This is a genomic window from Collinsella sp. AF36-3AT (assembly GCF_003475205.1).
Classification (GTDB): domain Bacteria; phylum Actinomycetota; class Coriobacteriia; order Coriobacteriales; family Coriobacteriaceae; genus Collinsella; species Collinsella aerofaciens_AF.
On record NZ_QROZ01000007.1, the window covers coordinates 74,867 to 92,274 of the forward strand.

Consider the following 17,408-nt stretch of genomic DNA (forward strand, 5'->3'; position numbering starts at 1 on the left):
CCGCCCACTCTAAACGAGCCGTAACGAGCGCCCGCATGACTACAAAAACCTATGCCAACGTTACGTTGTGCAGCTCAAAGCGGTCGCCAACGTTGCGCGAGATCGAATGCTCAAAGGCGGTGCCGCTATCCAAAAAGCCAATCTGGTTGAGCTCGAGCAGGGGAGAGCCGGGTTTGGTGTCCAGGCGCTCAGCCTCTTCCTCGGTTGCCGCTACGGCGCGAATGGTGCGGTGGAAGCTCGAAATCTTCAGCCCGCATTGCTTGCGGATGAAGCTGTAGACCGATCCATACAGGTCTTTCTTTTTAAGGCCCGGAATCAGCTCGAGGGGCATGTAGGTGTACTCGATAACGATGGGCTTCTCGTCGACCTGGCGCACACGCACGATGTGATAGGCAAAGTCGTCCTCGGCAATTCCCAGCTGGACAGCGACGTCTGCTGGCGGATTGACAATCGAGAAATCGTAGACCACCGAGGTCACCTTCTCCCCGCGGTGCTCATACGAAAAGCCCTGGGAGCGATCGTTCTTGCCCTGGAAAAACGCCTGGCCGGGAAGCCCCGCCGTGTCCTTAACGTAGGTGCCCGATCCGCGCCGGCTGGTAACAAGACCTTCATCGGTAATCTGCTCAATAGCTCGTTTGACGGTGATTTTGGAAACGCTATAGAGCTCGCAGAACTCAACGACGGTGGGCAGCTTGTCGCCCGGCTTTAGAGCGCCGTCCTCGATGCTTCGACGGATATCTGCAGCTATTGCCTCGTATTTGGGAATCATGGAACCTCCTTTCCGGCTTGATTGAGTACAAACGAAAGTATAGTCCACGCCTAAGCATCCCTATTGCGTTTTGAAAAGTTCGAGAAAGATATAATCAAAAAACGCTTTTCTATATTAACTAGAGCGCTCTAAATGAATATGCATTCGAATAATGTGGTATTGAGCAAATTGATCGGCTCGAAGATGGGGTTGGGCCGTTTTGCCGCCCAGCGAACCGAATCTCATGCCTTGCGTTTTCCCAGATAAAACCTGCCAAAACAAACCTGTCCCTTTTTGACAGGTTTTTGCCTGGGGAGCGGTACCATACAGGCAATGTTTAAACGAGAAAGGTGGGCTCCCATGGAACCTAAGCAGTACTACATCGGCATCGACGTTGGCGGCACTTCGGTTAAGGAAGGCCTGTTCGACGAGGACGGCAACCTGCTTGCCAAGGCCAGCGTGCCCACGCCTCCTATCGTTGACGCCGCGGGCTTTGCCGCGGTGACCGAGGCTATCGATCAGGTGGTCGCCAAGGCTCAGATTCCGCGCGCCTTTGTGGCGGGCATTGGTCTGGCCGTTCCGTGCCCCATCCCGGCTTCGGGCGATGCCAAGGTCAAGGCCAACATTGCTATCAACCTGCCTGAACTGAGGATTGCCATCCAGGAGCACTGCCCCGACGCGGTCGTTAAGTACGAAAACGATGCCAACGCCGCTGCCATGGGCGAGGCCTGGCTCGGCTCTGCCAAGGGCGTACAGAACGTGGTGATGGTCACCATCGGTACCGGCGTGGGCGGTGGCGTTATCGTTAACGGCGACGTGGTATCGGGCGTTGTGGGTGCCGGCGGCGAGATTGGCCACATGTGCCTGAACCCCGAAGAGGAGCGCACCTGCGGCTGTGGCGGTCATGGCCATCTGGAGCAGTATTCCAGCGCCACCGGCGTGGTGAGTAACTACCTTGCCGAGTGCAAGAAGGCAGGCGTCGAGCCCATCGAGCTCACCGGGCCTTCTGATTCCAAGGACGTGTTCCAGGCCTGCCGCGAGGGTGACAAGCTCGCGCTGGCAGCTGCCGATACCATGGCCGACTATCTCGGCCGCGCCCTGGCGCTTATTGCCAACGTGGTCGATCCCGAGATGTTCCTGATCGGCGGCGGTGCTTCCGCTTCGGCCGATGTCTACCTCGACAAGGTCCGCGAGCACTTTAAGCAGTACGCGCTCTCCGCCTCGCGCGAGACGCCCATTAAGGTCGCTTCGCTCGGCAACGACGCCGGCATCATCGGTGCCGCTTACGTAGCCCTGCGCGCCGCCGGCAAATAGCTGGTGCAAGGGGGCCAGGTTACTTTGCACCAACATGGTGCAAAAGGGACAGCCTTGGCCCCCATGCCTGCCCCAAAATATGCCGTAGCCCTTCCGTCTGCGAAGGCTCGGCATCGGCGTGCTACCATAGCTACGTCCAAGTACACATATCAAGTGGAGGATATCCATGGCAAACGTTCTTGTCTTTGGTCACCAGAACCCCGATAACGACGCCATTATGAGCGCCGTCGTCCTGTCCCAGCTACTCAACCAGGTTGAGTATGCCGGCAACACCTACGAGGCCTGCGCCCTTGGTCAGCTTCCGGCCGAGTCCGCCAAGCTGCTCGCCGACGCCGGCATCGCCGAGCCCCGCGTGATCGAGTCCGTCGAGGCCGGTCAGCTCGTCGTCCTCACCGACCACAACGAGTCTGCCCAGTCCGTCGCCGGCCTTAAGGACGCCACGGTCTTTGGCGTTGTCGATCATCACCGCATCGGCGACTTCGAGACCGCCGGCCCGCTGCGCTACATCTGCCTGCCCTGGGGCTCCAGCTGCACCATCGTCACCAAGCTCGCCGGCGTGCTCGGCGTTGAGCTTTCCGACGTCCAGGCCAAGCTGCTGCTCTCGGCCATGATGACCGACACGCTCATGCTCAAGAGCCCCACCACCACCGATGTCGACCGCGCCGTTGCCGCCAAGCTCGGCGAGCAGGTGGGCGTCGACCCGGTCAAGTTTGGCATGGAGGTCTTCCTCACCCGTCCGTCCGGCTCCTTCACCGCAGCCGAGATGGTCGGCAACGACATCAAGATGTTCGAGCCCGCTGGCAAGAAGCTGCTCATCGGCCAGTACGAGACCGTCGACAAGAGCCGCGCACTCGGCATGATCGACGAGATCCGCGAGGCCATGCGCGCCTACGCCGCCGAGAAGGGTGCCGACGGTATTGTCCTGTGCATCACCGACATCATGGAGGAGGGCTCGCAGGTCCTGCTCGAGGGCGAGACCGAGGCCGCTCAGAAGGGCCTGGGCATTGCCGATGAGCACGACGGCGTCTGGATGCCGGGCGTCCTCTCCCGTAAGAAGCAGGTCGCTGCCCCCATCATGGCCGCCTGCTAGGTTTAGTTGACCGAACGCCACGACCGGATCGCGGACGCCCCGCGCTCCGGTCGTTTTTTGTGCACGGCGCTGCGTCGTCTCTTGGGCAGGCGCGCCCGTGCCGTTGAGCAAATAATGTTCAACCTGTGGTTCCGCTTTTCGGCCACGCCTGCGTGCTTGTCGTGCAGGGTAGGCTAGATGCAAGCGTAATACGATAGAGCGCGGCGCCGCCACTTGGGCGGGCCGTGCTTTTTTAAGACGGGAACTTTCCCGTGAAAGGAGCCGCCCATGGCAGCAACTGAGCAGCTGTTCAACGTTCGTGAGCGCAAGCGCTTTGAACGTCACGACATTTGGGAGCGCATTGCCGAGAACGGCACCATTTCTGCCGCCGTCATGGTGATCGCCGCTATCGCCGCCGTCATCTGCGCCAATACCGATGCCTACGAGGCCATCCATCACTTTTTGGAGACCCCGCTGTATATGGGTCTGGGCAACCTTACGGCTGGTCTCACCGTTGAGCTTTTCGTCAACGACTTCCTCATGGCGATTTTCTTTTTGTTGGTGGGCATTGAGCTTAAGTACGAGATGACGGTCGGCGAGCTCAAGAATCCGCGTCAGGCCATGCTTCCCATGCTGGCGGCCGTGGGCGGTGTCGTCGTTCCCGCCTGCATCTACCTGATCTTTAACCATGCCGGTGCCCGTAACGGTTGGGCCATCCCCATGGCAACCGATATTGCCTTTGCGCTGGGCGTGCTGTCGCTTTTGGGCAATCGCGTGCCCAACGGCGTGCGCGTGTTCTTCTCGACGCTCGCCATCGCCGACGACCTGATCTCCATCGCCGCCATCGCCATTTTCTACGGTCAGAGCCCCAATCCGTTTTGGTTGGGCGCCGCCGCGCTTGTGACCTGCGCGCTCGTGTGGCTCAACAAGACGCAGCATTACCGCCTTGTCCCGTATTCGGTACTGGGGCTGCTGCTGTGGTTCTGCATGTTCAAGAGCGGCGTGCACGCTACGCTTGCTGGCGTCATCTTGGCCTTTACCATCCCGGCCAAGTGTGGCGTCAAGCTCGATAGCCTCACCGATTGGCTGGGCGAGTGCCTGCCGCTGCTCGATGACCGCTACGATGATGAGGCACACATCCTGGGCCAGCATGACTTTACCGTCTCGACAACCAAGGTCGAGCGCGTCATGCACCGCGTGACCCCGCCGCTTATCCGCATGGAGCGTCTGATCTCCACGCCGGTCAACTTTGTGATCCTGCCGATCTTTGCGTTCGTAAACGCTCAGGTTCGCTTAGTGGGCGTGGACATGAGCACGCTGCTCACCGATCCGGTGACGCTCGGCGTGTACTTTGGCATGCTGCTGGGCAAGCCGATCGGCATCTTTGGTATGACGTTTGCCCTGGTTAAGCTTAAGGCCTGCGAGCTGCCGCACAATGTCAACTGGCACATGATTGCCGGCGTGGGCATTCTGGGCGGTATCGGCTTTACCATGTCGATTCTCATCAGCGGCCTTGCCTTCCCGACGGCCCAGTTTGAGGTTCTTGCAGCCAAGGCCGCTATTCTCGCCGGTTCGGTCACCGCAGCCGTGCTTGGCATGATCTACATGAGTGTGATCTGCAAGCACCCCGCGACCAAGGACGAGTAAGAGCGCGAAAACCGGCTCCAGAACCGATTCGGGCGCGTTCAAAATGCGGATTCGGGCGGTGCTTGCCGCCTGCCAGACACGCCAGTGGTCAAAAAACGCCGTTTGTGAGTACTGTCACAAACGGCGTATCATTTTAGGTGCGGAAAATAATGAACAAAGTTATAAGAACTGTAAGTTAATGAGTGACCATCGACTTCCAATTTGGCGCTAGCTGACGGTGATTAGGAAGTTTCAAGTCGAGTTTTGCCGATTTCGACCAAGAATCGCTGCTACTAAAAAGGTAACAGTACTCATATTTGCCCTTTTTTGGCCACAAGCCCTAAAACAAGCCTCGCCAAGGTCGGGAAGCGGGCCAAATCGCCGGCCTCGAGGCTTATTCCACCGTTCCGTAGACGGCGCCCCAGCCGTGGGCAGCCAAGGCGGAGTTGAGCTGGTCGCACAGCGACCGGCGATCGTAGCAGCCGGGCGGCAAAAGGTTCACGATTTCCATGAGGTCGGGTGCCAAGTCGACGATTTCGGCCTGCACGATTAGGTCAAGCCGGTCGATGGCGTGGCGGTCGTAAAACAGTCCGTCGACCAGGCGCTGCAGGTCACCGAATTCCTCGGCCTGGAACAATCCGTACTCCATAGTGCCTCCTTGGGCGCCCCACGCCGGCATGCGCGGCGATTCGTAATTTATTGCGATGGACTTAATCTATCACGGCTTCATAACGTTGCGGCGGTGGCGGTCTATACTTAGACGAACTGCAACGTCCCGCTTCGCGAAAGGTCGCACCCATGCAGACGATCTACCAGAAGATGGAAACCACCGAACTCGATGCCGCCATCGAGGCGCTCAAGGCCGAGGTCGCCGAGGTCAAGGCCAAGGGTCTGGCGCTCGATATGGCCCGCGGCAAGCCGTCGCCCTCCCAGGTGGACATCTCGCGCCCCATGCTCGATATCCTCAACGCCGATGCCGATCTGCACGACGGCAGCGTCGACTGCTCCAACTACGGCTGCTTCGAGGGTATTCCTTCGGCACGCAAGTTGGCAGGGGAGTTCCTGGGCTGCCCCGCCGAGCAGACGCTCGTGCTGGGTTCGTCGAGCCTTTTGATCGAGCATGACATCGCCGGCATGTTCTGGCGCTGTGGCTCGTGCGGCAGCGAGCCCTGGGACGCCTACGAGGCCGCGCACAACGGCAAGAAGGTCAAGTTCCTGTGCCCCGTTCCCGGCTACGATCGCCACTTTGGCATCACCGCCGACTTGGGCATCGAGAACGTCCCCGTCGCGATGACCGACAACGGCCCCGACATGGCCGAGGTTGAGCGCCTGGTTGCCACCGACGACTCCATCAAGGGCATCTGGTGCGTGCCCAAGTATTCCAACCCCACGGGCATCACCTTTAGCGAGGACACCGTGCGCCGCCTGGTCGAGATGCCCACGGCCGCGCCCGATTTCCGCATCTTCTGGGACAACGCCTACTGCGTGCACGACCTGTACGACGAGACCGACGAGCTCGCCAACATCTTCGATCTTGCCCGCGCGGCGGGCACCGAGGACCGCGTGGTGGCCTTTGCCTCGACGTCCAAGATCACCTTCCCGGGTGCCGGCATCGGCTTTATCGGTGCGAGCCCCGCGGTCATCGCCGAGTTCTCCAAGCGCCTGAAGGCTGGTCTTATTAGCGCCGACAAGCTCAACCAGCTGCGTCACGTGCGCTTCCTTCCCACCATCGAGGCGGTCAAGAAGCACATGAAAAAGCATGCCGAGTTCCTGCGCCCGCGCTTTGAGGCCGTTGAGCGCAAGCTCACCGAGGGCCTGGGCGACACGGGTTGCGCCACCTGGACGCATCCACGCGGCGGCTACTTTGTGAGCTTCGATGGTCCCGAGGGCTCGGCCCAAAAGGTCGCCGCGCTCTGCGCCGACTTGGGCGTCAAGCTCACGCCGGCCGGTGCCACCTGGCCTTATGGCAAGGACCCGCGCGACACCAACATCCGCATCGCGCCGAGCTATCCCACGGTCGAGGACCTGGAGGCCGCGCTCGATGTGCTGGTGCTGGCCGTTAAGCTTGTCGCTGCCGAGCTTGCGCGTGCCGAGCGCGCCTAACGCGTAGGGCCCCGCAAGTCCGCGCCTAGTACTATCCGCACTTTCGATACGTAAAGGAGCGTATACATGGATTTGGGTATTTCCACAAACCCCACGCCAGAGCTCTACACCATTAAGGTGACCGGTGAGATCGATATCTCTAACGCCGATAGCCTGCGCAATGCCATCGACCTGGCACTCGAGCAGCCCACCGAGGCCGTTGAGCTCGATTTTGCCCAGGTGAGCTACATTGATTCGACGGGCATTGGCGTGCTCGTGGGCGCCGCGCACCACGCGGTTGACCACGGCAAGCGCTTTAGCTGCACCAATGTGCAGCCCCCGGTGATGCGCGTGGTTCAGCTGTTGGGTGTCGACCAGGAGATTTCGATCACCGCTGCATAATCTTTGCCCCAAAAGGGCGTGCCGTTTGGCATATGTTTGTGATGCGCTCGGACGTTTTGGCGTCCGGGCGCTATACTTGACCGAATGAATAGACGAGTTCCGGCCGAATGGCGCGGTGCGGGCTCGAATCACATCGAGCCTTGGAGGTATGTGTGTTTGGTATTGGAGAAGGTGAGCTGGCAATCATCGTGGTCTTCGGCTTTTTGCTGTTTGGCCCGGATAAGCTCCCGCAGATGGGCCGTACGATCGGCCGTGCCATCCGTCAGTTCCGCGAGACGCAGGAAAAGATGACGGCCGTTGTTCAGTCCGAGATTATCGATCCGGTGAGCGAGGTCGCGTCGGCCCCGGTCAAGCCCAAGAAGACTGCTGCGACCGACGACGATTCCGATGCGGACGAGGATGTCGCCGAGACGGCAGCGCCCGCCAAGAAGGAGACCTTTGCCGAGCGTCGCGCCCGTCTTGCTGCCGAGAAGGCCGCAAGCGAGGGTGCTGCTGAGGGCGAAGGCGCTGTTGATGAGGCCGAGGGTACAGAGCCTGCTGCTGCCGTCGAGCCCGAGCCTGCTGCAGAGCCCGAGCCCGAGCCGGCAGAGCCCACGACGGCTGACCTCTACGCCCGTCGTCCCCGCAAGCGCAAGGCCGTCGTCGACCAGCTCGCTCGCGAGCTCGAGGTCGAGGACGATGCCGAGGCTGCTGCCGCCGACGCCCCGAAGGGAGGCGATGAGTAATGCCGATCGGACCTGCGCGCATGCCGCTCTTCGATCATCTGGGAGAGCTCCGTCGCCGCCTGACCATCGTGGTCGTTTCGGTGTTTGCCGCCGCCATCGTGCTGTACTTTGCCACGCCCGTGGTGCTCGATATTCTTGAGGACCCCATCCGCTCCTTTGTGCCGGACGGTAAGTTTTACATCACCACCACGCTCGGCGGCTTTGGCCTGCGCTTCTCGCTTGCCATCAAGATGGCCGTGGTCATGTGCACGCCCATGATCATCTGGCAGATTCTGGCATTTTTCCTGCCGGCACTGCGCCCCAACGAGCGCAAGTGGGTTGTGCCCACGGTGCTCGCCTCGACGGTGCTGTTCTTCCTGGGTGCCATCTTCTGCTACTTCATCATCATCCCGGCGGGCTTTGAGTGGCTCATCGGCGAGACCTCGGCTGTCGCTACGGCGTTGCCCGATCTGGAGAACTACGTCAACATGGAGCTGCTCTTTATGATCGGCTTTGGTGTGGCGTTTGAGCTGCCGCTCATCATCTTCTACCTGTCCGTTTTCCACATCGTGTCCTATGCGGCCTTCCGCAGCGCCTGGCGCTACGTGTACGTAGGCCTGCTCGTGGGTTCGGCTGTGATTACGCCCGACGGCTCGCCCGTTACGCTGGGTCTCATGTATGGCGCCCTGCTCTCGCTCTACGAGATTTCGCTCGCCATCGCTCGCGTGGTCATTACCGCGCGCGAGGGCAAGGAGGGCCTGTTCGTGAGCCGTCTGGACCTGTTCTCGGACGACGAGGACGACGAGGAGTAAATCGGTATGCACGAGGTTGGCATTGTCAACGGCATACTCGATACAGTGATTCGCGCGGCGCGTGGGGCGGGGGCCTCGCGCGCCGTTTTGGTAACGCTTCGTATCGGGGATATGACCGAGGTCGTGCGCGAGGCACTCGACTTTGCGTGGGAGACGTTTCGCGATGAGGACCCGCTCACGCGCGGCTGCGAGCTTGCCGTGGAGGAGGTCCATCCACAAAGCGAGTGCCTGGACTGCGGCGAGGTCTTTGAGCACGACCGTTTCCATTGTCGCTGCCCCCAGTGTGGCGGCGCCAACGTGCGCCTGCTGCACGGCCGCGAGCTCGATATCGCAAGTATCGAAATCGAAACCCCCGACGATTAGCCCGCTAGCCATCTAATGATGGGGTATAAAGGGGCCAAAGTAAGGAGCGCTAAGTATGGCCGAGAAAACGATTGATATCGCGTCGCCGATCCTGTCGCGCAACGAGCGCCTGGCAGATCAGCTGCGTCAGCGATTTAATGAGGCAGGCACCTACGTGATCAATGTGCTGTCGAGCCCCGGCTCGGGTAAGACCACCACGATTCTGGGCACCAACGAGCGCCTGCGTGACAAGGCCGGCCTACGCTGTGCCGTCATCGAGGGCGATATCGCCTCGGATGTCGACGCCATCACCATGAAGGAAGCCGGCATGCCCGCCATCCAGATCAACACGGGCGGTCTGTGCCACCTCGAGGGCAACATGATCATGGAGGCTGTCGATGCCTTCGACCAGGCTGTGGGTCTGGAGAACATCGACGTCATCTTTATCGAAAACGTGGGTAACCTGGTCTGCCCGGTCGACTTTGACCTGGGCGAGAACCTGTCCATCATGATTCTCTCGGTGCCCGAGGGCGACGACAAGCCCATCAAGTACCCGGGCATCTTCCAACACGCCGGCGCGCAGCTGCTCAACAAGGTCGACGTGGCTCCGGCTTTCGATTTTGACATGGATAGGTATACTAAGACACTCGATGACCTCAATCCGCAGGCGCCGCGGTTTGCCGTGAGCGCGCGCAAGGGCGAGGGCATGGATGCCTGGTGCGATTGGCTCATCGGGCAGATTGAGCAAGCAAGGGCGTAAGTCGGCCGCCATACGGGCGGGCGTAGCCGCAGAGACACGAGATAGGAGCCTCTTTTGAAGCTCATCATCGCCGAGAAAAACGATGCCGCGCGTCAAATCGCCGAGCGGCTGTCCACGGGTAAGCCCAAAAAGGACAAGGTGTACAACACCGCCATCTACCGTTTTGAGTGGAAGGGCGAGGAGTGCGTGACCATCGGCCTTGCCGGTCACATCCTGGCTCCCGATTTTTGCGACAGTGTGCTGTTCGATAAAAAGCTGGGTTGGTATTCGGTCACCGAGGACGGCGAGATGTTGCCGGCCGATATGCCCGATGGCCTGGCCCGCCCGCCGTACGACACCAAGCGCAAGCCGTTCCTTGCCGATGGTATCTCCATCAAGGGCTGGAAGCTTGAGAGCCTGCCTTACCTTACCTGGGCGCCCGTCATTAAGCTGCCGGCCGAGAAGGAGCTCATTCGTTCGCTCAAGAACCTTGCCAAGAAGTCCGACAGCGTCATCATCGCCACGGACTTCGATCGCGAGGGTGAGCTGATCGGCTCGGACGCCCTCAACAAGGTGCGCGAGGTCGCGCCGGACTTGCCGGTCGCCCGCGCTCAGTATTCTTCGTTTACCAAGGCCGAGATTACGCAGGCCTTCGATAATCTTGTCTCGCTCGACCAGAATCTGGCCGATGCCGGCGAGAGCCGCCAGCACATCGACCTCATTTGGGGTGCGGTGCTCACGCGCTACCTGACGCTCGCCAAGTTTGGCGGCTTTGGCAACGTGCGCTCCGCCGGCCGCGTGCAGACGCCGACGCTTGCCCTGGTGGTCGAGCGCGAGCGCGAGCGCATGGCGTTTGTGCCCGAGGACTATTGGCAGATTCGCGGCATGGGTGCCGCTCAGGGTGCTGCCGAGGATGACCGCTTTAAGATTGCGCACAAGACGGCACGTTTTACCGATAAAGATGCTGCCGAGACGGCGTACGGCCACGTCGACGGCGCTACGACGGCAACCGTCGCCGCGGTGACCAAGCGCTCCCGCAAGCAGCAGCCGCCCACGCCGTTTGCGACGACCTCGCTGCAGGCTGCCGCCGCGGCCGAGGGCATCTCGCCTGCGCGTACGATGCGCATCGCCGAGTCCCTCTACATGGCGGGCCTCATCAGCTATCCGCGTGTCGACAACACCGTGTACCCCGCGACGCTCGATCTGGGCGCCGTGGTGAGCGACCTGGCAAAGATCAACCCGGCGCTGGCGCCCGTGTGCAAAAAGGTACTCGCCGGCCCCATGAAGCCCACGCGCGGCAAAGTCGAGACCACCGACCACCCGCCCATCTACCCCACGGGCGAAGGCGATCCGTCCACGCTCGATGGCGGCCAGCGCAAGCTCTACGACCTCATCGCCCGCCGCTTCCTGGCGACGCTTATGGGTCCCGCGACCATCGAGAATACCAAGCTCGAGCTCGACGTGAACGGTGAGCCGTTCGTGGCTTCGGGCGATGTGCTCGTGACCCCGGGTTTCCGCGAGGCGTACCCGTACGGACTCAAGCGCGACGAGCAGATGCCGCCGCTAGAGCAGGGCGACACGGTCGACGTGTTCGACATTAAGCTTGAGGCCAAGCAGACCGAGCCGCCCGCGCGCTACAGCCAGGGCAAGCTCGTGCAGGAGATGGAAAAGCGCGGCCTGGGCACCAAGTCCACGCGCGCGAGCATCATCGAGCGCCTGTATGCCGTGCGCTATCTCAAAAACGATCCCGTTGAGCCGAGCCAGCTGGGCATCGCCATCATCGACGCGCTGACGCAGTTTGCCCCGCGCATAACGAGCCCCGATATGACCAGCGAGCTCGACGGCGACATGACTCGCGTCGAGCGCGGCGAGGACACCGAAGAGCATGTCGTGACGCACTCGCGTGCGCTGCTGGCCGGCGTGCTCGACGAGCTGCTCAAGCATACGCAGGAGCTCGGCGACGCCATCAGCGACGCCGTCACGGCTGATGCGCGCGTGGGCGCCTGCCCCAAGTGCGGCAAGGACCTGGTTATGAAGACGAGCGCCAAGACCCGTGGCAGCTTCATTGGCTGCATGGGCTGGCCCGACTGCGACGTGACCTATCCGGTCCCGAGCGGCGTCAAGGTGAGCCCGCTCGAGGGCGAGGCCGCCGTGTGCCCCGAATGCGGTGCGCCGCGCATCAAGTGTCAGCCGTTCCGCCAGAAGGCTTTCGAGATCTGCGTGAACCCGACGTGCCCCACCAACTACGAGCCCGACCTTAAAGTGGGCGAGTGCAAGGTGTGTGCCGAGGCCGGACGCCATGGCGACCTGATCGCGCACAAGAGCGAGAAGAGCGGCAAGCGCTTTATCCGCTGCACCAACTACGATGACTGCGGCGTGAGCTATCCGCTGCCGGCGCGTGGCAAGCTCGAGGCGACGGGCGAGACCTGTCCCGAGTGCGGCGCCCCCATCGTGGTGGTCAACACGGCGCGCGGTCCGTGGCGTATCTGCGTCAACATGGACTGCCCGACCAAGGAGAAGAAGCCCGCCCGCGGTCGCAAGACCACAACCAAGGCGAGCACGGCAAAGAAGACGACGGCGGCCAAGAAGACGACGGCTAAGAAAGCCACTGCCGCCAAAAAGACGACCGCGAAGAAGTCGACTGCCAAGAAAACAGCCGCCGACAAGTAACGGCGCAGTCGAAACATTGCCCAAAAAAACGAGCGAGGACCCCGCGATCCTCGCTCGTTTTTTTGACCGGCAGTTAGGGACGTTCTTTTTCTGCCGGCAGTTTAGGAACGTCCCTAACTGCCGGCTCGGGAACGACAAAGCGCTAGTTCACCTCGACAGGCTTAGCGCCGGGATAGCGCTCCTCAAAGTCTAGGCGGTACTTATTGTCATTGGTGCCCGCCACGTTGTCGCGCGACAGCGGCGCCACGATCTCATTCTTGTGGTCCGCAGGCTTGGCGTATTTCAGGCTGATCTCCCAGGCATCACAGATTGCGTCAATGCGGTGATCCAGGTCGTCGTACAGGGCGATGATATCCTTCCAGGAGCTGTAGTTCTTGGAGCTCGTCGGGACGTCCAGGTCCTCGACGATGTCGTAATACTGCTCGATGGTGTCCTCCGTGCGCTCGGCGACGTCGGCGAGATTTTGACGGGTGGTTCGATCCTCTTCCAGATAGTTGCCGTTGAAGTTCTGCGCGCAGCCACGGACCTGGCTGTCGAGATCTTCGAGCAGGTCGTAGTATTCGCTCAGGCGACGGTAGAGGTTCTGCTCGGAGAGCGTTGCTTCGCCGCCATCCTCGTCGTCATCGTCATCATCGTCGTACAGGCTGTTGGGATTGCCGAGAGGCTTTAGGTCATCGTCGTCGACGTCATGGTGCAGCTTAGCTACCTCGGCAGTCGTCTGCGTGGCGGCGTTGTCGAACGGTCTGATCGCAAAGAAGATGACCAGGGCGATGATGATCGCCACCAGCACAACGATAACGGCGATAAGCGGCCCGGTGCCGCTCTTTTTGGGAGCGGGGGTCTGTGGAGAAGCGGGCGCGTATGCGGGAGCCGGCTGCTGTTGGGGCGAGCCGCTCGCGACGAGCATGCGCTGCGTGGTCTCGACGGCCTCGGTCCTTGCGGCGGGGTCGGGGCTATAGGCGAGGGAGTCGTCCGCCTTGGCTTGCGGCGTATCAAGGGAGCCGGTCTGCTCAAAAGCGGGCTGGCTATCGCTCGCGGCTGTTTGCTCAACGGGTGCACCGCACGAGGTGCAGAACTTGGCATCATCTGCAAGAAGCTTGCCGCACGAGGCGCAATACCGAGACATTGCCACTCCTTTCGCCACATTTCAATGCAATACGACGATTATACCCAGCATCCCAAAAAGCCGGCAGTTAGGGACGTTCCTTTTCTGCCGGCACTTTAGGAACGTCCCTAACTGTCACCTAGTCATTTAAGAACGTCCCCAATGGCTAGGTGGGATTTGGGACGCACCGAGCACTGGGGTATCATGGCTTGGTTGCTATAACTTGCATTTTCGCGCCTTGTAGGAAGGGGCTGCGCCCATGGCTTTTGAGCCCGCTCAACATAGCTTCATTACGCTCGAGGGCGTCGACGGCGCCGGCAAGTCCACGCAGGCGCGCCTGCTGGCCCGCGCGCTCGACCTTGCCGGCTATCAGGTTGTGAGCCTGCGCGAACCGGGCGGCACCGCCATCAGCGAAAAGATCCGCGCCCTGCTGCTCGACCCCGCCAATATGGCGATGGGCGACACCTGCGAGTTGCTGCTCTACGAGGCTGCGCGTGCCCAGCTGGTGCACGAGGTCATAGCCCCCGCCCTTGCGGCCGGCAAGGTGGTCCTGTGCGATCGCTTCTACGATTCCACGACCTGCTACCAGGCGTTTGCCGATGGCCTCGACCGCCAGATGGTGCGCGACGCCAACAACCTGGCCGTCGCGGGAACGCACCCGGCGCTCACACTCGTCTACCACATCACGCCCGAGCAGGCGGCGCTACGCATGGCAGCCCGTGGCGCGGCAGATCGCATGGAGGCTAAGGGCATGGCATTCCAGGAGCGTGTGTACCAGGGATTTTGTGCCATTGCTGCCGAGGAGCCAAACCGCGTAAAGCTCATCGACGCCACTACGACCGTCGAGGAAGTTTTCGAGAAGACGGTCGAGCAGGTTCGCGCGTACGGTCTCGATATCCCCCAGGATGCTGTCGCCGCCGCGCTTGCCAAGGAGGCCGAGTAACATGGCCCCCGCTCAGGCAAGCCTGCTGGCCAAGCTCGACACCCAAGAGCGCGTGCGCGACTTTTTGACCAATGCCGTCGCCAGCGGCCGTGCATCGCACGCCTACCTGTTTTTGGGCGCCCCCGGCGCGGGCAAGCTCGATGCCGCGTGGGCGCTCGCCCAAGCCTTCCTGTGCGAGCAGGACGGCTGCGGCGCATGCGACAGTTGCGTGCGCGTCTCTCGGCATACGCATCCCGACGTGCACTATTACACGCCCGAGAGCGCCACGGGCTACCTTATTGCCCAGACCCGCGAGCTGCTCGATGACGTGCCGCTGGCACCCATTCGCGCCAAGGCCAAGGTCTACATCATCGACCGTGCCGAGCAACTGCGCGCCAACACCGCCAACGCACTGCTCAAAACACTCGAGGAGCCGCCCGAGGGCGTTATGTTTATCTTGCTGGGCACCTCGGCAGACGTGATGTTGCCCACCATCGTGAGCCGCTGCCAGTGCGTGCCGTTTCGGCTGGTGTCGCCCGCCGTCGCCGCGCAGGCCGTGAGCCGCGCCACCGGTCAGGATATCGCGCGTTGTCGCATGGCCGTCGCCGTGGCGGGAAGCCCCACGCGTGGCATCGAGTTCCTCAAGAGCGCCGAGCGTCAGGATGCTCGCCGCCAGATGGTTCGCGCCATCGATTCGCTCATCGCCGCCGACGAGGCCGACGTGCTCAGCCGCGCCAAGTCACTCATCGTTGCCGTTAAGGCGCCGCTCGCCGAGGTCAAGTCCACGCAGGAAAAGGTGCTCGAGCAAAACGCCGACTACCTGTCGCGTGGAGCATTGAAGCAGCTTGAGGACCGCAACAAGCGCGAACTCAACGCGCGCGAGCGTTCGGGTATCATGGAAGCGCTGGCGAGCGCGCGGACGCTCATGCGCGACGTGCTGCTGACACTTCAGGACGAGGCAGCCGACGTGGTGAACGAGGATGTGCGCGACACGATCGGTCGGCTTGCCGCCGCGACCAATGTTGCGGGTGCCACCCAGGCGCTCGAGGCGGTCGCGACCGCCGAGCGCAACATCGCCAGAAACGTTACTCCCCAGCTGGCCATCGAGGTCATGCTGTTCGATATCAGGAAGGCACTGAAATGCCGTTAGTCGTACCCGTTAAGTTTACCTACGCCTCGCGCGACCTGTGGTTTGACCCGCAGGACCTGGATATCCTCGAGGCCGATTATGCCATTTGCTCCACCGAGCGCGGAACCGAGATCGGCTTGGTTACGGCCGATCCCTTCGAGGTGCCGCAAGACGAGATCGGTCAGCCGCTCAAGCCCGTGCTGCGCGTGGCGAGCGACATCGACCTGCAGCTTGCCGACGACCTGGCCATCCAGGGCGACGAGGCGATGGTCGATTTCCGCCGTCTGGTCAAAGAGCTCGATCTCGAGATGAAGCCGGTGGGCGTCGAGTACCTGTTTGGCGGCGAGAAGGCCGTGTTCTACTTTGCCGCCGAGGAGCGCGTCGATTTTCGCCAGCTCGTCAAGGATCTGTCCTCGACGCTGCACATTCGCGTCGACATGCGCCAGATCGGCGTGCGCGACGAGACCCGCCTGGTGGGCGGCTATGCCCAGTGCGGCCAGGAGCTCTGTTGCACGCGCTTTGGCGGACAGTTTGAGCCCGTCTCGATCCGCATGGCAAAAGAGCAGGACCTACCGCTCAATTCCTCCAAGATCAGCGGCGTGTGCGGCCGCCTGATGTGCTGCCTGCGCTACGAGTTCGAGGCCTACAAGGACTTTAAGAGCCGCGCGCCCAAAAAGAAGACGCTTATCGATACGCCGCTCGGCAAGGCGCGTATTCAGGAATATGACACGCCGCGCGAGCAGCTGGTGCTGCGCCTGGAGAACGGCAAGGTCTTTAAGGTCAACCTGGCCGATATGACGTGCTCGGAGGGCTGCAAAAAGAAGGCTGCCGAGCAGGGCTGCAATTGCCGCCCCGACTGCGTGACGCGCGACGTGCTCGAGCGCATCGAGTCGCCCGAGATGCGCCTGGCGCTCATGGAGCTCGACCGCGAGAACGGCGTCGACGTGGGCGATGGCCTGTCGAGCGCCGACCGTCTGGCCGGTACGTCGATGCCCAAGCGCCGTCGTCGCGATGCCGATTCCGATGCTCGCGCCGGTCAGGGGCAGGGCGAGGGCCGTGGCCGCGGAAAGGGCCGTGGCAATGCCGCAACGCCTGAGGCCGAGGAGGCCGCCGGTGGCCGTCGTCGTCGCAAGCGCGCGGGCTCGGGCGATGTCGGCGAGGCTGCAGCTGCAGGCAAGAACGCCTCCCGCGAGCGCGAGGTTCAGCAGTCCCAGCAGCAGAATCGCGGCGGTGGTATGAACCCCACGCGTCGTCGCCGCCGTCACCTGTCGAGCGAGGAGCGCGAGGATGCCTTCCGCGCCGCAGCTGCTCGCGAGGCCGGTGCCGCTTCCAAGGGTCCCTCGGCCTCCGATGCGCCTGTCGACAAGGGCGGCAAGTCACGTGGCGAGGAGGAGCGCGCGCCGCGTCCGCGCCGTCGCCATTCCTCGGGCGCACAGCAGAAGCCTTCAGTGCCCTCCGTGGCCGATCAGGTCTCGGATGGCGAGGTCAAGGTCACGCGCCGTCGTCCCGGAGATGGCGGGGGAGCTGCTGCCAAGGCTTCGCGTGGCGCCGCTCGCGACGAGCGCGAGCCGCGCGAGGATCGCGGTGGCGAGGGCTCGGCCGACCAGGGTCAAAAGCGCCGTCGCCGTCGCCGTTCCCGCAAGCCGCGCCAGGATGGTGGCGAGGGCTCGACCCCGTCTTCGGCCGCACCACAACCGCCCGCCGGCGAATAACGCCCGCGAGCGGATTTAACCCGCCTTACCCC

The 17,408-nt window shown here is 62.2% G+C and carries 16 protein-coding genes; 13 read left to right on the forward strand and 3 right to left on the reverse strand.

Translation table 11 applies throughout. The features are described 5' to 3' along the window. Positions 1-49 precede the first annotated feature (49 nt). Positions 50-769 carry a GntR family transcriptional regulator gene (locus DW003_RS07275; RefSeq protein ID WP_117759762.1) on the reverse strand — a complete coding sequence of 240 codons (720 nt, stop codon included), beginning with the start codon at positions 767-769 and terminating at the stop codon, positions 50-52. A gap of 339 nt (positions 770-1,108) precedes the next feature. Between DW003_RS07275 and DW003_RS07280 the strand changes: the two genes are divergently transcribed. The 3 genes from DW003_RS07280 to nhaA all read left to right on the forward strand — a co-directional run bounded on the left by DW003_RS07280 (position 1,109) and on the right by nhaA (position 4,778). Continuing rightward, positions 1,109-2,062, forward strand: a complete 954-nt coding sequence (locus DW003_RS07280; RefSeq protein ID WP_233539868.1) for an ROK family protein — start codon at positions 1,109-1,111, stop codon at positions 2,060-2,062. 166 nt (positions 2,063-2,228) lie between these two features. Continuing rightward, a complete protein-coding gene (locus DW003_RS07285) occupies positions 2,229-3,152 on the forward strand; it encodes a manganese-dependent inorganic pyrophosphatase (RefSeq protein WP_118388320.1) in 924 nt (307 codons plus the stop codon). Positions 3,153-3,419: 267 nt separating this feature from the next. Continuing rightward, positions 3,420-4,778: a Na+/H+ antiporter NhaA gene (gene nhaA, locus DW003_RS07290; RefSeq protein WP_118388321.1), complete on the forward strand. Its 1,359-nt coding sequence runs from the start codon at positions 3,420-3,422 to the stop codon at positions 4,776-4,778. 373 nt (positions 4,779-5,151) lie between these two features. On the opposite strand, the gene DW003_RS07295 is transcribed toward nhaA, so the two are convergent. Then, positions 5,152-5,406, reverse strand: coding sequence for a hypothetical protein (locus DW003_RS07295; RefSeq protein ID WP_117785965.1), 255 nt, complete (start codon positions 5,404-5,406; stop codon positions 5,152-5,154). A 149-nt stretch (positions 5,407-5,555) separates the two neighbouring features. Between DW003_RS07295 and DW003_RS07300 the strand changes: the two genes are divergently transcribed. The 7 genes from DW003_RS07300 (at position 5,556) to DW003_RS07330 (ending at position 12,508) form a co-directional block, all read left to right on the forward strand. Beyond that, positions 5,556-6,860: an aminotransferase class I/II-fold pyridoxal phosphate-dependent enzyme gene (locus tag DW003_RS07300; RefSeq protein WP_118388323.1), complete on the forward strand. Its 1,305-nt coding sequence runs from the start codon at positions 5,556-5,558 to the stop codon at positions 6,858-6,860. A 66-nt stretch (positions 6,861-6,926) separates the two neighbouring features. After that, a complete protein-coding gene (locus tag DW003_RS07305) occupies positions 6,927-7,241 on the forward strand; it encodes an STAS domain-containing protein (RefSeq protein ID WP_035137695.1) in 315 nt (104 codons plus the stop codon). A gap of 152 nt (positions 7,242-7,393) precedes the next feature. Then, complete coding sequence (locus tag DW003_RS07310; protein WP_158573197.1) at positions 7,394-7,966, forward strand: twin-arginine translocase TatA/TatE family subunit; 573 nt, start codon at positions 7,394-7,396, stop codon at positions 7,964-7,966. Next, complete coding sequence (tatC, locus tag DW003_RS07315) at positions 7,966-8,757, forward strand: twin-arginine translocase subunit TatC (RefSeq protein WP_055285525.1); 792 nt, start codon at positions 7,966-7,968, stop codon at positions 8,755-8,757. The genes DW003_RS07310 and tatC overlap by 1 nt, the downstream gene beginning before the upstream one ends. A 6-nt stretch (positions 8,758-8,763) precedes the next feature. Further along, positions 8,764-9,120, forward strand: coding sequence for a hydrogenase maturation nickel metallochaperone HypA (gene hypA, locus DW003_RS07320; protein ID WP_117565013.1), 357 nt, complete (start codon positions 8,764-8,766; stop codon positions 9,118-9,120). Between the two features lie 55 nt (positions 9,121-9,175). Beyond that, positions 9,176-9,859, forward strand: coding sequence for a hydrogenase nickel incorporation protein HypB (hypB, locus tag DW003_RS07325; protein ID WP_117583579.1), 684 nt, complete (start codon positions 9,176-9,178; stop codon positions 9,857-9,859). A 54-nt stretch (positions 9,860-9,913) separates the two neighbouring features. Continuing rightward, entirely contained in the window at positions 9,914-12,508 is a 2,595-nt protein-coding gene (locus DW003_RS07330) for a DNA topoisomerase I (RefSeq protein WP_118388327.1), read from the forward strand. 142 nt (positions 12,509-12,650) lie between these two features. Here DW003_RS07330 and DW003_RS07335 read toward each other — a convergent pair whose 3' ends face one another. Further along, positions 12,651-13,634, reverse strand: coding sequence for a zinc-ribbon domain-containing protein (locus DW003_RS07335; protein ID WP_118388329.1), 984 nt, complete (start codon positions 13,632-13,634; stop codon positions 12,651-12,653). Between the two features lie 238 nt (positions 13,635-13,872). Here DW003_RS07335 and tmk point away from each other — a divergent pair, with 238 nt between their 5' ends. The 3 genes from tmk to DW003_RS07350 are packed head-to-tail and all read left to right on the forward strand — an operon-like array spanning position 13,873 to position 17,376. Further along, complete coding sequence (gene tmk / locus DW003_RS07340) at positions 13,873-14,556, forward strand: dTMP kinase (protein ID WP_117802803.1); 684 nt, start codon at positions 13,873-13,875, stop codon at positions 14,554-14,556. 1 nt (position 14,557) lies between these two features. Then, positions 14,558-15,685 carry an ATP-binding protein gene (locus DW003_RS07345; RefSeq protein ID WP_117802804.1) on the forward strand — a complete coding sequence of 376 codons (1,128 nt, stop codon included), beginning with the start codon at positions 14,558-14,560 and terminating at the stop codon, positions 15,683-15,685. Continuing rightward, complete coding sequence (locus tag DW003_RS07350) at positions 15,676-17,376, forward strand: regulatory iron-sulfur-containing complex subunit RicT (protein ID WP_118388331.1); 1,701 nt, start codon at positions 15,676-15,678, stop codon at positions 17,374-17,376. The genes DW003_RS07345 and DW003_RS07350 overlap by 10 nt, the downstream gene beginning before the upstream one ends. The last annotated feature ends 32 nt before the right edge of the window (positions 17,377-17,408 follow it).

Coding starts and splice junctions, on each gene's coding strand:
- DW003_RS07275 (WP_117759762.1), bottom strand. CDS start 769: ATGATTCCCAAATACGAGGCAATAGCTGCAGATATCCGTCGAAGCATC.
- DW003_RS07280 (WP_233539868.1), top strand. CDS start 1,109: ATGGAACCTAAGCAGTACTACATCGGCATCGACGTTGGCGGCACTTCG.
- DW003_RS07285 (WP_118388320.1), top strand. CDS start 2,229: ATGGCAAACGTTCTTGTCTTTGGTCACCAGAACCCCGATAACGACGCC.
- nhaA (WP_118388321.1), top strand. CDS start 3,420: ATGGCAGCAACTGAGCAGCTGTTCAACGTTCGTGAGCGCAAGCGCTTT.
- DW003_RS07295 (WP_117785965.1), bottom strand. CDS start 5,406: ATGGAGTACGGATTGTTCCAGGCCGAGGAATTCGGTGACCTGCAGCGC.
- DW003_RS07300 (WP_118388323.1), top strand. CDS start 5,556: ATGCAGACGATCTACCAGAAGATGGAAACCACCGAACTCGATGCCGCC.
- DW003_RS07305 (WP_035137695.1), top strand. CDS start 6,927: ATGGATTTGGGTATTTCCACAAACCCCACGCCAGAGCTCTACACCATT.
- tatC (WP_055285525.1), top strand. CDS start 7,966: ATGCCGATCGGACCTGCGCGCATGCCGCTCTTCGATCATCTGGGAGAG.
- hypA (WP_117565013.1), top strand. CDS start 8,764: ATGCACGAGGTTGGCATTGTCAACGGCATACTCGATACAGTGATTCGC.
- hypB (WP_117583579.1), top strand. CDS start 9,176: ATGGCCGAGAAAACGATTGATATCGCGTCGCCGATCCTGTCGCGCAAC.
- DW003_RS07335 (WP_118388329.1), bottom strand. CDS start 13,634: ATGTCTCGGTATTGCGCCTCGTGCGGCAAGCTTCTTGCAGATGATGCC.
- tmk (WP_117802803.1), top strand. CDS start 13,873: ATGGCTTTTGAGCCCGCTCAACATAGCTTCATTACGCTCGAGGGCGTC.
- DW003_RS07345 (WP_117802804.1), top strand. CDS start 14,558: ATGGCCCCCGCTCAGGCAAGCCTGCTGGCCAAGCTCGACACCCAAGAG.
- DW003_RS07350 (WP_118388331.1), top strand. CDS start 15,676: ATGCCGTTAGTCGTACCCGTTAAGTTTACCTACGCCTCGCGCGACCTG.